Origin of the sequence: Streptomyces sp. NPDC060028 (assembly GCF_042736725.1) — a bacterium.
GTDB lineage: Bacteria > Actinomycetota > Actinomycetes > Streptomycetales > Streptomycetaceae > Streptomyces.
Map to the genome: position 1 here is coordinate 1 of NZ_JBHWVJ010000135.1, position 12,668 is coordinate 12,668.

Genomic DNA, 12,668 nt, shown 5'->3' on the forward strand with positions numbered 1-12,668 from the left:
GTGGGCGAACACGTCAGCGCCGCCACCGTCCTGCTCGATGAAGCCGAAACCCTTTGCCGCGTTGAACCACTTCACGGTGCCAGCAGCCATGTCATATCTCCTTTGGGGCAGTACACCGGCATCCGTACGGTACGGACGCCGTGTCGCCGCGATGATGCCCCGCCCGGAAATTACCCCGGAGATATAAAGCGCTTCCACAGGGCCTGGAAGCCGACTGGGAGGCGCTTGAAGTTTATGGGTACCAAAACTGCAACCGAGATCGAGAGTAGCATGCGACGCTGCCTCGTGTACGTCACATATTTCCCCCTGTGCGCTGCGATAAAAACTCTCTCCGCGGGATCCATTAAACTCTCAGACCGCGGGCACAGATATTGATTCACCCCGAGTGCAGCGTTTCGGAAGCAAGGACGTCCCGCGCGGGGTGACCCGGACCCGCGGACCAGCTCTCTGGCCGCAGCGGTTCGGGCGGAACGCACCGTGGCGAGGTCAGGCCGCCGTCTCCGCCCGTGCGCGGTTCCGGGTCTCCTGCCGTACGACACGCCGGCGCCGGGCCGGCATGCCCGCTGTCGGGTGGGCGACGCCCCAGGCCGCTCCCTTGCAGATCAGTTCCTTGTAGAGGGCGGCCATGCGGCCCGTCAGGGCGCTGTCGACTGCTCGGTCGTCGGCGGTGACGAACTGGATCAGGCCCTCCTCGCGGCCGAGGGAGATGCACTGCTGGAAGTAACGGACGGAGACGCGGGGGACCTTGGCGTCGGCGAGCCGCGCGGCGATGGCGTCGGCGGCCTGCCAGGCCATGGGGACGCCCGAGGCGCATGACATGCGGAGGGGCTTGTCGCCCGGGCCGATCGCCATCGCGGCGTCGCCCACGACGTACACGTCCGGGTGGGAGACCGAGCGCATCGTGGGGTCGACCACGATCTGGCCGCGGTCGGTGAGCTCCAGGGCGGTGGCCCGGGCGATCGGGTGGACGGCGAAGCCGGTGGTCCAGACCGTGACCTCGGCGGGGATGGTCCGGCCGTCGGCGGTCGTCACGCCGTCCGCCTCCACGGCGTTGACCGCGGTGTTTTCGTGGACCGTGATGCCGAGCTTGTCCACCACCTTCCGCAGGTGGGCGCGGCCCTTCTTCGAGAGCCAGTCGCCGAGGGCGCCGTGGGCGGCCAGGGCGACGTCGAGGTCCGGGCGGGCCTCGGCGATCTCGGTCGCGGCCTCCAGGCCGGTCAGGCCGCCGCCGACCACGACCACGGGCCGGCCGGCGCCCAGGGCGGCCAGGCGAACGCGGAGGCGGAGGGCGCCGGGGCGGCTGGCGATCTCGTGGGCGTGTTCGGCGGTGCCGGGGACGCCCCCGTCGTTCCAGCGGCTGCCGAGGGCGTAGACCAGAGTGTCGTACTCCAGTTCCTCCCGCTCGGGACCGTTCGCGGTGGCGACCGTCACCGTCCTGCGGCCCACGTCCACGGCGGTGACCTCTCCGAGCTTGAGCTCCACGCCCGTGCCCGCGAACATCTCGTCGAACGGCCGGGCCCTGAGGTCTTGGCCGGCCGCGAGCTGGTGCAGCCGGACGCGCTCGACGAAGTCGGACTCGGGGTTGACGAGGGTGATGGTGACGTCCTCCTGGTGCAGCCGCTTGGCGAGGCGGCCGGCGGCGACGGCACCGGTGTAGCCGGCTCCGAGGACGACGATGCGGTGCTGCATGTCCGTGCTCCTGTCTGGGCGGGGCCGCCGTTGTCCGGCGAGGTTTCCCCCCTTGAACCGGACAGCCCCCCGTTCCCTGACAGGAGCAGAGCGTGACCTGCGCCACACTCCTTCAGAGGGTGTGGAGCGGGGCCTCTCCGTGGTCCGCGGCGGCCCATTGCCCGGTCGCGCGGACGAGCTTGTCGGGGTTGACCTGGTTGCGGACCGCGGCGATGCCCTCCGCGGTGACCTCCAGGCAGGTGATCCCGACGACCCGGCCGTCCACGACCGCCACGATGGCGGGCCCGCCGTTGGCGGTCGTGGCGTAGATCTCGGCCGCGCCGCCGACATGGGCTCGCTTGGCCGCGCCGGGCTTGAACAGGCCGCGCAGGAACGTGGCGACCGCGAGCGCGCCCTCGAACGCCTTCGCGCGGGCCAGGACCTTCCCGCCGCCGTCGCCGACCGAGACGGCGTCCTGGGTGAGCAGGCGTACGAGGGGTTCGGTACGGCCACTGGTCGCCGCGGCCAGGAACTCCTCGACGATTCTCCGGGCGGCGGCCTCGTCGATCTCGGTGCGTGCCTTGCCGTCCGAGATGTGCTTCTTGGCCCGGTGGTAGATCTGCTGGCCGGCGGCCTCGGTGATCTCCAGGATCTCGGCGATCTCCCGGTGCGGGTAGTCGAAGGCCTCGCGCAGCACGTACACCGCCCGCTCGTTGGGTGACAGGCGCTCGAGCAGGACGAGGACGGCGTACGACACCGACTCGCGCTGCTCGGCGGTGCCGGCCGGGCCGAGCATGGGGTCCCCGGCGAGCAGCGGCTCGGGTAGCCACCTCCCCACGTACGTCTCGCGCCGGGCGCGCGCCGAAGCGAGCAGGTTCAGGCACCAGTTGGTGAGGACCTTCGTCAACCAGGCCTCAGGCACCTCGATCCGCCCGACGTCGGCCGCCTGCCAGCGCAGGAACGTCTCCTGCACGGCATCCTCCGCCTCGCTCGCCGAGCCGAGCAGCCGGTAGGCAACGGCCTCCAGCCGGGGCCTGGCAGCCTCGAACCGGTCCACGTCACTCGTGATCAGCGCCATGCCCGCGATCCTAGTGCTGTGGCCGGAAAGGTTCACCGCGTCGCGGAGGGAGGCGTCAGGATCCCTCCCCCCACCGGCTCTACGGGTGCGGTCGGGGCCGAACCGTACGGGTGAACTTGCAGATCAGACGCTCGTCCATGCGTCGAAGAAGGCTTCCCGCCTGGCCGGATCGGCTGATTTGTGGTCCGCGTGCAGGACGCGCCAGGCGGTGAGTTCGAGGTCGCGGAGCCACAGCTCGCCGATGACCTGAGTTTTGAGGTCGGGGAGGTGGTCGGACTCGGCGAGTGCCTGGCCGATGACCTCTCCGGCTGCGATGCGCTGGGGCGGCGTCATCTCGTCGAAGGCCGAGAGGATCTGCCCGGCCAGACCAGTGCCTTCTCCTGCCAGCGAACTCAGTACGTACGCCTTGATGTTGGCGGGCAGCAGGTAGAGGGAGCCCGAGGACCTCCACAGGTCCGACCAGAAGTGCTCTCCGGACTCGGTGGGGGCGGGGAGCGCGGCCAGTAGTCCGAGGAGGTGTGCGGTGGCCGCGTACCCGTCGGAGTGGGCCGATGCGACGACGGCGATGTCCGCGACGCGCTCCACGTCGATTCGGCCGGCTTCGAGACGTGGGTCCAGCCCCAGCCGCTGTTCCAGCTGATGGGAAAGGGGGGTGGACGCGTGGGAGCAGAACTCGGGAAGCATCGGCGGTCCTTGAACGTAGGAGAGCGGAGAGGCCCGTTCGGAAGCCCAGATCGTTCCCCTGGCTCGCCGCATTACACGAGTTCCACGGACCCGGTTGGCGGAAGACTGCCAGGCTCAGGTGATGCTGCGCCGGGGCGGCTCCTAACATGAACTCATGGTTGTCCGTGATGCCCACCAGTCCGAGTCAGGTCGGGAAGCAGTGTCCGGTGACGACGCCGAAGCCGGCGGTGTTTTCTCCGCACCGGCGGTTGGAGGACGCGAGGACCCGCACCCGGTTGCCGACCTGGTCGAGCGAGCGGCCGATCGGGTGGGGCCGATCAAGCCGAAGCTACGGGGCTGGCTCCACGCAGGCATGGTCCCCGCCTCGCTGGCCGCAGGCATCGTCCTCATCTGCCTGGCAGGCACCTCGCAGGCCACTGTGGCCTGCACCGTGTACGCCATCAGCGCCTGGCTGCTGTTCGGGACGAGCGCCGTCTACCACCTCGGCACCTGGGGACCGCTCGGCGAGGCCGTCCTTCGCCGCCTCGACCACGCCAACATCTTCCTGATCATCGCCGGTACCTGCACCCCGCTGGCCGTGCTGCTCCTCGCCCCTGACCAGCGGTCCGTCCTCCTGTTGATCGTGTGGACGGGCGCTCTGGCCGGCATCGCCTTCCGCGTCCTGTGGATCGGAGCTCCGCGCTGGCTGTACACGCCCTGCTACCTGGCCCTGGGCTGGGCACCGGTGCGCTACCTGCCCGACTTCCTGCACAGCGGCGGCGCGGCCGAACTCACCTTGGTCGTGACGGGCGGGCTGCTCTACAGCGCGGGCGCGGTCGTGTACGCCCTCCAGCGCCCTGACCCCTCACCCCGCTGGTTCGGCTACCACGAGGTGTTCCACGCGCTGACCGTGGCAGCCTTCACCGCGCACTACATCGCCGTCTTCCGCGCCGCCTACTGAGCACGACGACGTTCTGATGCCTGCCCGCCCAGTTGCGCAGGGCCGGTGAGTTGCCGACCGCCTTCGGGTCAGGGCGCGAGCGGGCGGCGGAGGGAGACGTAGTAGTCGCCGACCGCGGACAGGTAGTGGTGGTCGGCTGTTTCGCTGTCGGTGGTGAACCGGGGCGCGGCTTTGATCTCTTCCTGCGTGGCCGAGACTGTCACCGCCTGCGCTTGGGTGTCGATGCGGGTGACGGCGCCGGCCGGGATCAGGACGCTCCTGCCGAACACCCACACGCCGGTGTCGACCACCAGGTGCTGCATGCCGGGCGTGTCCTGCTGGCGGTCCACGTGCCCGATGGCACCGTCAGCGGCCCCCACGGTGAATCCCACCAGCGACTGCCCGGATGTGTAACCGCTGTCCTGCGCGTACGTCCACAGACCGCTCACGGACCGTCTCCTCGTCCTCGGCGACCGGGCGTGGTGGCTCGGTGCACCACCGGTTCGCATCTTCCCGAGCTCATGCCCCTGTGCTTGCCGCGCAACCGAGTCCGCAGAGGATTCCGGCTCGTGGTGTCGGAGGGTGGCGGCGAAAAGAAAGAGGGCGCAGAGGCCATGCGCCGCGCAACCCCGTCACCCCGGGAAGGCGAGGCGGTATTCGGCGTTGATGCGCTGGGCCTCTTCGAGCTGGTCTTCGAGGATGACGATGCGGCAGGCGGCCTCGATGGGGGTGCCGTGGTCGACGAGTTCCCGGGCGCGGGCGGCGATGCGCAGCTGGTAGCGGGAGTAGCGGCGGTGTCCGCCGTCCGAGCGGAGCGGGGTGATGAGGCGCGCCTCGCCCAGGGCGCGGAGGAAGCCTTGGGTGGTGCCGAGCATCGCGGCGGCCCGGCCCATGGTGTAGGCGGGGTAGTCGTCGTCATCGAGACGGCCGTCGAACGAGTCGTCTGCTGTCATTGAACCTCTTTCTGGAACGCGTGGAGGGGCCCTGGTGCCTATGGCACCAGGGCCCCGAAGGAACTGCTACACCATCTGCCGGCCCTGATACTGCGCCGACCTTCTGTTTCCGCTGACCCGACCGAGATGCTGCCGGGAGTGCGGGGATCGCGGTTGCTTGACCGGAGACCACCTCACTGACGATGTCCTGCGGTACCCGGGCTTCGAACTGCCGGCCCGGGCGATCCTGATGGCGCCAAGCTCCTCCGTTCTTCCCTCGGTGATCACTACTTACCAAGCGGGGGACTTCGTACTGCTGGTGATGCCTACTGCTTGTACTGCCGGTACTGCTGTATTGCGTACTGCTCACCGCTTGTACTGCTCGTGGCCTGACCCAGCGCCACGTTTCGGCAGCCAGCCCCGTCGCCCATCGTGCGTCTGCTCTGGCTTGGAACCCCACTGCCGAACTTCCCGGTGCGCGCGCCCGCAGTCGACGCCTTCACCAAGGTGCTGCTCACTGACTTCACTGCTGGGTACTGCTCGTGGCGGCCCCTGATCACCGCGGGCCACCCGGTCCGGTCGTCAGTCCCGTCGCCGTCCTGCAACAAGCCTGGCTTCGGAACTCCACCACCGCACCGTCCTGCGCACTGCAACTACGGGTACTGCTGCCCGGCAGTTCGTCTCTGCCAGGCCCTGCGGTCTCTCTGGGCTACGAGAGAAACCATAGCCACACCACCGCCCAATGTCTACTCCAGCCAGCATAGATTTACTCTTGGCTGGTGGGGAGGTAATCGGGCACGGGCAGGGCCGCCCCCGGCTCCCTGAGGCCCCGACTGTTTGGGCGGGCGTCTACCGGTCATACGCGGTTCTGTAAGACCTTTTCCATACGAACAGGGAGTGATCAGCTGTGTCTGGTGAGCAGAAGACCGAGGCAAAGGCCGAGCAGGCCAAGGGCAAGCTCAAGGAGACCGCTGGGCGCCTGACGGGCAATGAGCGGCTGACCGCCGAGGGCCGCGCGGAGCAGGCCAAGGGCGATGCCCGCGAGGCCAAGGAGAAGGTCAAGGACGTCTTCAAGCACTGACCCTCGCGCGACGGGGCCGGGACCGCAGTAGCGGTCCCGGCCCCGTGGCGTGTCCGCGCAGCCGGCTCCACTCAGGCGGCGGCGGGCTGGGTCTGGCGCAGTTGCGCCTGGCCGAAGAGGAGCGCGTAGCCGTCGGGGAGCCGCTGGAGGACGCGGGCGAGGAGGTCGGGTCCGGCGAGGGCCGAGACGGCGGCGAGTACGGCGCCGGTGTCCCAGCGGGCTACGGCCGGGCTGACACCGGTTCGCTCGGCCAGGTCCTTGACGAAACTCCAGCCGCTGAGCTGGTCGATGTCGGGGGTCGAGGAGGTCAGGGCGAGGGCTGCTTCGAGGGGCAGGCGCTGGGTGAGGTCGACGCGTTCCTCGCCGGTGATCTGCCGGCCGAGTGCGGCCAGGACCGTGCGTACGGACTCTTCCGCGCGTTCACGGGTGGGGTAGGCGCCCTCGTAGCGGACGCGTTCCAGCATCTGGTCGAACGTCACGGCGGGGGTGGACCGGTCGGATCGAAGCTGGTCGTACATGGTGCTGCGCTGGCCTTTCTCTTCGAGGGTTCACGGTTCGGCCGGCGTATTGCTCAGGTGGACTGGGCCGGGCCGAAGAGGAGGTCGTAACCGGGCGGGAGCTGGAGCAGGACCTTGCGGGTGAGGACGTCGCCCGCGGCGGCTGCCACGGTGGAGAGCACGGCGCCGATGTCCCACAGGGCCGTCTTCTCGGTGGCGCCTTCGATCCAGGCCGCGGTCGCGCGGACGAAGCGCTCGGGGGAGAGCGGTTCCGCGGCCTGCAGGGGGTTGAGCAGGATCAGGGCGTACTCCTCGGGAAGCCGGGCCGCGAGCTCGGCCCGTACGGTTCCGACGAGGTGGGCGCCCAGGAGAGCCAGGACGACGCGGGCAACCCGCTCGGCCTCCTGGGCGGTCGCGTACCGGCCCTGCTCCTGAACCTGGGACAGAAATGCTTCGTGTCGCATCGGCATCACGTCACCTCCGGAAATGGAGTGCGGGGGGCGCAGGACGGGGTGCCGGAGGGGGTCGGTCCCCCGTCCTGCGACGGCGGGCCGGCTCAGCCTGAGATCTGCTTGTGCCCGTCCGTACGGCTGATGCTGACCTTCCGCGGCTTGGCACGCTCGGCGATCGGGATGCGCAGGGTCAGGACACCCGCGTCGTAGTCGGCCTGGATGCGCTCGGTGTCCAGCGTGTCCGCCAGGACGATCTGGCGGGAGAAGACACCGAGGGGTCGCTCGGAGAGCTCCATCTGCACGGTGTCGGCCTTCGCGGCGGGCCGGCGCTCGGCCTTCACCCGGAGCATGTTCCGCTCGACGTCGATGTCGATCGCCTCGGTGCTCACGCCGGGGAGGTCGAAGGCGATGACGTACTCGTCGCCCTCGCGGTAGGCGTCCATGGGCATGGCGGTCGGCTTCGACCAGGTCCCGGACGTACCCGACAGCTGCTGGACGATCCGGTCCATCTCGCGGAACGGGTCAGTGCGCATCAACATCGCGAAACACCTCCAGTTGGTTCAGGCAGAAACTGCCAATGCGCTTCAACGTGCATCCGTTGTAACATGTCATCGAAACGATGACAAGCACGATGTCACCCGGAGGGTGACAAACAGTTGGGAGGTGTCGTGGACGAAGCCATCAGGCCAGCCGCCAAGGTCCCTGTTTCCGCTGCTGCGGCGGCCTTGCAGACCATCGACCAGGCCGTGAAGAGCGCGCGGCGATCAACCGCGGGAACGCCCCCGACCGAGGCGGCGGACACGCCGGGACGGCACTCGGCTCTGGCCACGCTGCTCATGCTGCGCGAGGTGCGGGAGGAACTCGCCGGCTGGGAGAGCGGCCTGATCGAGACCGCCCGCCGCCAGGGCGCGAGCTGGGCCGAGCTCGCGGGGCCGCTCGGGGTTGCCAGCCGCCAGGCCGCCGAACGCCGCTACTTGCGCCTGCGCCCCGGCAGCGCGGGGTCCACCGGCGAAGAGCGCGTCCAGGCCACCCGCGACACTCGCGCCGCCGACCGCGCCGTCACGGCCTGGGCCCGCGACAACGCGGCGGACCTGCGCCGGCTCGCCGGCCAGATCACCGCGCTCACCGGTCTTCCGGACGGTGCCGCGGCAGCCGTCGGCGACCTGAACCGGGCCCTCGCCGACAACGACGCGGCCCACCTCGTCCTGCCTCTGACCGGTACCCGGCCCCACCTGCGCGCCGAGGACTCGGCCCTCGCCGATCACATCGACGCCATGACCCGGCACACCGACCAGCTCCGCCAGAACAGCCACGGGCGGCGCAGTGGCTGACCGGCCGGATACGGCTGCGCCGGGTCGGCCCGGGCCAGACGCGGCTCAGGGCCGCGCGGCAAACGCTGCGCGGCCCTGAGCTGGTACTCCTCGGATCCCGCCGACACCGCGGACGTCCGCTGTTCTGGCGCCTGCGAGCTGTATGGACAGCCGTGAGCGCCGATCGCGGTGGCCGCGCGGGGCGGGGTGGGGAGGGTTAGGCCGGGGTGATGTTCTCGGCCTGGGGGCCCTTCTGGCCCTGGGTGACGTCGAACGTGACGACCTGGCCCTCCTGGAGCTCGCGGAAGCCCGAGGAGTTGATCGCGGAGTAGTGGGCGAAGACGTCCGGGCCGCCGCCGTCCTGGGCGATGAAGCCGAAGCCCTTCTCCGCGTTGAACCACTTCACAGTTCCCGTAGCCATGTTCATGCCTTCCAGTCGATGAACGCCTCCCGCTCCATGCGGAAGGCGGAGGTGATCGTCCTGGTTCCTGCGGCACAGCACAGCAAAACGCCCACACCAAGGCGTGGGCAAGGGGGACTTCCGAACCACGACAGCTGACCCAGACGCTACACGCCTCCAACGGCCCGTCACCAGAGGGAACGAGACGCGTCACACCTCCCGGACACGCGAGTGGGAGTACCCGCCGCGACCGGGGGGCACGTCCTGGTGGTCAGGACTCGGTTCCGGGCAAGAGGCGGAAGACCTGGTCCAGGCCGATGATCCGCAGGACGCGCAGAGTAGGGGCGGGGACGGCGGCGAGTGCGATGTCGGCGTGGGCGGCCCGTACGTGGTTGCGGGCGGCGATCAGGGCGCTGATTCCGCTGGAGTCGCAGAAAGCCATGCGGGCGAGGTCCAGGACGAGGCGCTGGCCCGGCTTGAGGGTGAGCGTGGCGAGCAGGTCCCGTAGGTCGGTGGCGGTGGTGTAGTCGAGTTCGCCGATGATCTGCAGGACGGGGCCGGTCGGGGTGTTTCGGGTGGTGATCTTCAGCGGTGTCATCGCGGGTTCTTCGTCGTGGGGACGCCGAGGGCGAGAAGGGCGGTGTCGTCGTCGAGGCCGTCACCGAAGCCGTCCAGCAGACCGGTCAGGGCCTCGATGACCGCGTTCGGGGACCTGCCGGCCTGGTCGGCGCCGAAGGCGCGCAGAGCTTCCTCCCCGTACAGAGCCGTACGCCCTTCGCCGGTGCGGGCTTCGGTGAGGCCGTCGGTGTAGAGCAGGAGGGTGTCGCCGGGGGCAAGCGTGGTGGTGGCGGTGGTGAAGTGCGCGTCCGGCAGGATGCCGACGAGGAGGCCGCCCGGGGTTGCCAGGAAGTCGGCTGTGCCGTCGGCGCGCAGGAGGAGGGCCGACGGGTGGCCGCCCGAGGCGAGGACGACGGCGACGTGTCCCGTCGCGAGGGCGGGTTCGAGAATGCCGAAGACGGCGGTGCAGTAGCGGGGGTCGCCGCTGCTGTAGCGCTCGTGGAGCACTTTGTTGAGGGTCGAGAGGGCGGAGACGGGGTCGGGGTCGTGCAGGGCGGCGGCGCGCAGGGTGTAGCGGGTCAGCGAGGTGACCGCGGCGGCCTGGGGGCCCTTGCCGCACACGTCGCCGAGGAAGAAGGCGAAGCGCCGGCCGTCGATGGGGAAGACGTCGTAGAAGTCGCCGCCGAGCCGGTCGGGGGACGCGGTGCGGTAGTGGGCGGCCGTCTCCATACCGGGGATCGACGGCAGGGTGTCGGGCAGCAACGATGCCTGGAGCACGGCGAGGGCGTCCTGCAGCCGGGCGCGGTCGCTCTCCGCCTGCCGGCGTGCTTCCTCGGCCGCCTGACGGGCCCGCAGGAGTTCCTGTTCGTAGGCGCGGCGGTCGCGCGCGTCGAAGACCGTGGTGCGGATCAGCAGGGGCTCACCCGTGGCCCCCCGTTTGACCACGGAGGAGACCAGCACCGGTAGCCGGGCGCCGTCGGCCTGTCTGATCTCCAGGGCGACGCCGCCGATCTCACCCTGCATGCGCAGCAGCGGTGCGAGATGCGTCTCGTGGTAGAGCCTGCCCCCCACGGTCAGCAGGTCGGTGAACCACATCCGGCCCACCACCGCCTCCCGCTGGAGGCCGAGCCAGCCCAGCAGCGTGCTGTTGATCTTCGCGATGGTGCCGTCCATCAGCGTGGACAGGTAGCCGCACGGCGCGCTCTCGTACAGCTCCTCGACGCTGTCCTCCAGCAGGCCGGCGAACGCCGCGTCCGACGTTTGCTCCTCGCCCGGGCCGTGCGGTTCGGGTTGCTGCCCGGTGCGACACATCACCGCAGGCCGGCCAGGAACCCGGTGAGCGCCTCGTTCGTGGCCTCGGGAGCGGACAGGTGCGGGCAGTGCCCGGTCGCATCAAGGGTGATCAGCGTCGAGCCGGGGATCGCCTCGTGGACGAAGGCGCCGACCTCCCGGGGTGCGATGGCGTCCTGGGTGCATTCCAGCACCAGCGTCGGCACGCTCACCCTCTTCAGATCGTCCCGCGAATCGGACAGGAACGTGGTCCGGGCGAAGACGCGCGCCATGTCCGGGTCGGTGGCGCAGAAGCTGTTCGTCAGCTCCTTGCCGAGCTCGGGCCGCTCCGGATTTCCCATGATCACCGGAGCCATCGCCGCCGACCAGCCCAGGTAGTTCGATTCCAGCGAATCGAGCAGCTCGTCGATGTCCTGCGCGCTGAAACCGCCCCGATAGCCTTCGTCATCGATGTACCGGGGAGAGGGCGCGACCATCGCCAGCGCCCCGATGCGCTCCGGAGCCATCCCGGCTGCCAGTACACCGACCATCGCGCTGACCGAGTGCCCCACGAACACCGCGTCGCGCAGGTCGAGCGCGTCGCACACATCCACCACGTCCTGGGCGTAGCCGTCCAGGGATCTGTAACGGCCCTCTGAGAACGCGGACAGATCTGAGCGGCCCGAGCCCACGTAGTCGAACAGCACCACCCGGTACTCATCGGTCAGTGCAGGTACGGTCAGCCGCCACATGTTCTGATCACAGCCGAACCCGTGCGCCAGCACCACCGTCGGGCCCTGCGGATTGCCGGTCACGGTCACGTTGTTCCTGCGCTCGATATCCATATACCGCTCCTTCCCAGGAGCCAGCGGCCTACCCGTCAGGCGGTCAGGGGGGTGCCGAGCATCGCGGAGGCCCGCTGGAGGGGGCTGAGCACGCGCGTGGCCACGGCGGTCCGGGGAAGGCTGCCGCGGCAGGTGAAGCCGAGCTGGGTCATGGCCCGGAGGACTTCGCCGGCACTGAAGTCGCGGCGGTCCTGGCGGGTGAGGACCTGGCCGACCTGCTTGACGGGGTAGGTGCGGCGGCCGATGATCACGGACTCGCCGATCACCTGCTCGGGCTTGATGCCCTTCATGGACTCCAGGACGCCCGTCTTGGTCAGGTCGAACGGGAAGCGGGCGATGACACAGCGCATGATGCCTCACAGGGTGAAGAGGGGAACGGTCCGACCACGGTGATGTGGTTCAGCGGGCGAGGGCGAGGACGCCCAGAGCGCTGCCTTGTTCGTCTACGACGGGCAGGGCGGTGAGCCTGCGGTAGCGCATCGCGTGTTGGGCCTCGGCCATCGTGGTCATGGGGGAGGTGAACGGCCCGCGGTCGCCGAGGACATCGCGCAGGCGGACCCGGTCGGTGTACGCGGCGCTGTCGCGGATGGCGGTGAGCCGGTTTCGGGTGATCAGCCCGATGCAGAGGCCGTCCTCGTCGCAGACGAGCAGATGATCAGTGCGGGAGCTGGCGATGACGGCCAGGGCCACCTCGACGGTCATGTCGTCGCAGACCTGCGGACCGGCCACTTCCATCGCGTCGTCCACTGTCCGGTGCGTGAGTTCAGCGTTCGCGGAGCGGGGCTGCATCTGGACCAGCGTCAAAAGGTGCCTCCTGCAGAGATGGGTCAGTTTCCGGATCACGTGGTGCTCAGGCCGCCGCATCGAAGGCGGACTGTCGCACGCTTACGCGTCGGGCTGCGGAGGCGGGGCTGCGTCGGCCGCGGGAGGCGGTGGTGCGCTTGGGGCGTTCGGATACGGGTGCGGTGATGGTGA

At 69.7% G+C, this 12,668-nt stretch carries 18 protein-coding genes; 3 read left to right on the plus strand and 15 right to left on the minus strand.

Features of this window, described 5'->3' with window-relative positions:
• From ACFWBF_RS35770 to ACFWBF_RS35785, 4 genes are all read right to left on the minus strand, one after another.
• The coding region (locus ACFWBF_RS35770) for a cold-shock protein (RefSeq protein ID WP_385609035.1) at positions 1–171 on the minus strand (171 nt) is incomplete at its 3' end.
• A gap of 315 nt (positions 172–486) precedes the next feature.
• Positions 487–1,689: an NAD(P)/FAD-dependent oxidoreductase gene (locus ACFWBF_RS35775; RefSeq protein WP_385609019.1), complete on the minus strand. Its 1,203-nt coding sequence runs from the start codon at positions 1,687–1,689 to the stop codon at positions 487–489.
• A gap of 112 nt (positions 1,690–1,801) precedes the next feature.
• Positions 1,802–2,746 carry an RNA polymerase sigma factor SigJ gene (gene sigJ, locus ACFWBF_RS35780; protein WP_385609020.1) on the minus strand — a complete coding sequence of 315 codons (945 nt, stop codon included), beginning with the start codon at positions 2,744–2,746 and terminating at the stop codon, positions 1,802–1,804.
• Positions 2,747–2,869: 123 nt separating this feature from the next.
• Positions 2,870–3,430, minus strand: a complete 561-nt coding sequence (locus ACFWBF_RS35785) for a hypothetical protein (protein ID WP_385609021.1) — start codon at positions 3,428–3,430, stop codon at positions 2,870–2,872.
• Positions 3,431–3,584: 154 nt separating this feature from the next.
• On the opposite strand from ACFWBF_RS35785, the gene ACFWBF_RS35790 reads away from it, so the two are divergent.
• Positions 3,585–4,370, plus strand: a complete 786-nt coding sequence (locus ACFWBF_RS35790; protein ID WP_385609022.1) for a hemolysin III family protein — start codon at positions 3,585–3,587, stop codon at positions 4,368–4,370.
• Between the two features lie 68 nt (positions 4,371–4,438).
• Here ACFWBF_RS35790 and ACFWBF_RS35795 read toward each other — a convergent pair whose 3' ends face one another.
• Both ACFWBF_RS35795 and ACFWBF_RS35800 read right to left on the minus strand, forming a co-directional pair.
• Positions 4,439–4,798, minus strand: coding sequence for a PRC-barrel domain containing protein (locus ACFWBF_RS35795; protein ID WP_385609023.1), 360 nt, complete (start codon positions 4,796–4,798; stop codon positions 4,439–4,441).
• A 183-nt stretch (positions 4,799–4,981) separates the two neighbouring features.
• Positions 4,982–5,302, minus strand: a complete 321-nt coding sequence (locus tag ACFWBF_RS35800) for a MerR family transcriptional regulator (protein WP_385609024.1) — start codon at positions 5,300–5,302, stop codon at positions 4,982–4,984.
• Positions 5,303–6,188: 886 nt separating this feature from the next.
• Between ACFWBF_RS35800 and ACFWBF_RS35805 the strand changes: the two genes are divergently transcribed.
• Positions 6,189–6,362, plus strand: coding sequence for a CsbD family protein (locus ACFWBF_RS35805; protein ID WP_385609025.1), 174 nt, complete (start codon positions 6,189–6,191; stop codon positions 6,360–6,362).
• Positions 6,363–6,433: 71 nt separating this feature from the next.
• On the opposite strand, the gene ACFWBF_RS35810 is transcribed toward ACFWBF_RS35805, so the two are convergent.
• From ACFWBF_RS35810 to ACFWBF_RS35820, 3 genes are all read right to left on the minus strand, one after another.
• Positions 6,434–6,880 carry a DUF2267 domain-containing protein gene (locus ACFWBF_RS35810; RefSeq protein ID WP_385609026.1) on the minus strand — a complete coding sequence of 149 codons (447 nt, stop codon included), beginning with the start codon at positions 6,878–6,880 and terminating at the stop codon, positions 6,434–6,436.
• A gap of 53 nt (positions 6,881–6,933) precedes the next feature.
• A complete protein-coding gene (locus ACFWBF_RS35815) occupies positions 6,934–7,329 on the minus strand; it encodes a DUF2267 domain-containing protein (RefSeq protein ID WP_385609027.1) in 396 nt (131 codons plus the stop codon).
• Positions 7,330–7,415: 86 nt separating this feature from the next.
• Entirely contained in the window at positions 7,416–7,850 is a 435-nt protein-coding gene (locus ACFWBF_RS35820; protein ID WP_385609028.1) for an Hsp20/alpha crystallin family protein, read from the minus strand.
• A gap of 129 nt (positions 7,851–7,979) precedes the next feature.
• Between ACFWBF_RS35820 and ACFWBF_RS35825 the strand changes: the two genes are divergently transcribed.
• A complete protein-coding gene (locus ACFWBF_RS35825) occupies positions 7,980–8,642 on the plus strand; it encodes an HSP18 transcriptional regulator (protein ID WP_385609029.1) in 663 nt (220 codons plus the stop codon).
• 196 nt (positions 8,643–8,838) lie between these two features.
• Here the strand turns inward: ACFWBF_RS35825 and ACFWBF_RS35830 are convergent, their stop codons facing one another.
• From ACFWBF_RS35830 to ACFWBF_RS35855, 6 genes are all read right to left on the minus strand, one after another.
• Positions 8,839–9,042, minus strand: a complete 204-nt coding sequence (locus ACFWBF_RS35830) for a cold-shock protein (protein WP_030303412.1) — start codon at positions 9,040–9,042, stop codon at positions 8,839–8,841.
• Positions 9,043–9,292: 250 nt separating this feature from the next.
• Positions 9,293–9,619: an STAS domain-containing protein gene (locus ACFWBF_RS35835; protein WP_385609030.1), complete on the minus strand. Its 327-nt coding sequence runs from the start codon at positions 9,617–9,619 to the stop codon at positions 9,293–9,295.
• On the minus strand, positions 9,616–10,890 hold the full coding sequence (locus ACFWBF_RS35840) for a PP2C family protein-serine/threonine phosphatase (protein WP_385609031.1): 1,275 nt from the start codon (positions 10,888–10,890) through the stop codon (positions 9,616–9,618). The genes ACFWBF_RS35835 and ACFWBF_RS35840 overlap by 4 nt, the downstream gene beginning before the upstream one ends.
• Entirely contained in the window at positions 10,890–11,693 is an 804-nt protein-coding gene (locus ACFWBF_RS35845) for an alpha/beta fold hydrolase (RefSeq protein ID WP_385609032.1), read from the minus strand. Before ACFWBF_RS35845 ends, ACFWBF_RS35840 begins: the two co-directional genes overlap by 1 nt.
• Before the next feature lie 35 nt (positions 11,694–11,728).
• Positions 11,729–12,043 (minus strand): SCO5918 family protein, encoded by a 315-nt coding sequence (locus ACFWBF_RS35850; RefSeq protein ID WP_385609033.1) that lies wholly within the window; start codon positions 12,041–12,043, stop codon positions 11,729–11,731.
• 49 nt (positions 12,044–12,092) lie between these two features.
• Complete coding sequence (locus ACFWBF_RS35855) at positions 12,093–12,497, minus strand: CBS domain-containing protein (protein WP_385609034.1); 405 nt, start codon at positions 12,495–12,497, stop codon at positions 12,093–12,095.
• Positions 12,498–12,668 lie beyond the last annotated feature (171 nt).

Excerpts from the sequence above, each read along its gene's own strand:
- ACFWBF_RS35815 (WP_385609027.1), bottom strand. The coding sequence starts at position 7,329 with ATGCCGATGCGACACGAAGCATTTCTGTCCCAGGTTCAGGAGCAGGGC.
- ACFWBF_RS35810 (WP_385609026.1), bottom strand. The coding sequence starts at position 6,880 with ATGTACGACCAGCTTCGATCCGACCGGTCCACCCCCGCCGTGACGTTC.
- ACFWBF_RS35790 (WP_385609022.1), top strand. The coding sequence starts at position 3,585 with ATGGTTGTCCGTGATGCCCACCAGTCCGAGTCAGGTCGGGAAGCAGTG.
- ACFWBF_RS35840 (WP_385609031.1), bottom strand. The coding sequence starts at position 10,890 with ATGTGTCGCACCGGGCAGCAACCCGAACCGCACGGCCCGGGCGAGGAG.
- sigJ (WP_385609020.1), bottom strand. The coding sequence starts at position 2,746 with ATGGCGCTGATCACGAGTGACGTGGACCGGTTCGAGGCTGCCAGGCCC.
- ACFWBF_RS35845 (WP_385609032.1), bottom strand. The coding sequence starts at position 11,693 with ATGGATATCGAGCGCAGGAACAACGTGACCGTGACCGGCAATCCGCAG.
- ACFWBF_RS35820 (WP_385609028.1), bottom strand. The coding sequence starts at position 7,850 with ATGTTGATGCGCACTGACCCGTTCCGCGAGATGGACCGGATCGTCCAG.
- ACFWBF_RS35830 (WP_030303412.1), bottom strand. The coding sequence starts at position 9,042 with ATGGCTACGGGAACTGTGAAGTGGTTCAACGCGGAGAAGGGCTTCGGC.
- ACFWBF_RS35835 (WP_385609030.1), bottom strand. The coding sequence starts at position 9,619 with ATGACACCGCTGAAGATCACCACCCGAAACACCCCGACCGGCCCCGTC.
- ACFWBF_RS35850 (WP_385609033.1), bottom strand. The coding sequence starts at position 12,043 with ATGCGCTGTGTCATCGCCCGCTTCCCGTTCGACCTGACCAAGACGGGC.
- ACFWBF_RS35800 (WP_385609024.1), bottom strand. The coding sequence starts at position 5,302 with ATGACAGCAGACGACTCGTTCGACGGCCGTCTCGATGACGACGACTAC.
- ACFWBF_RS35775 (WP_385609019.1), bottom strand. The coding sequence starts at position 1,689 with ATGCAGCACCGCATCGTCGTCCTCGGAGCCGGCTACACCGGTGCCGTC.
- ACFWBF_RS35785 (WP_385609021.1), bottom strand. The coding sequence starts at position 3,430 with ATGCTTCCCGAGTTCTGCTCCCACGCGTCCACCCCCCTTTCCCATCAG.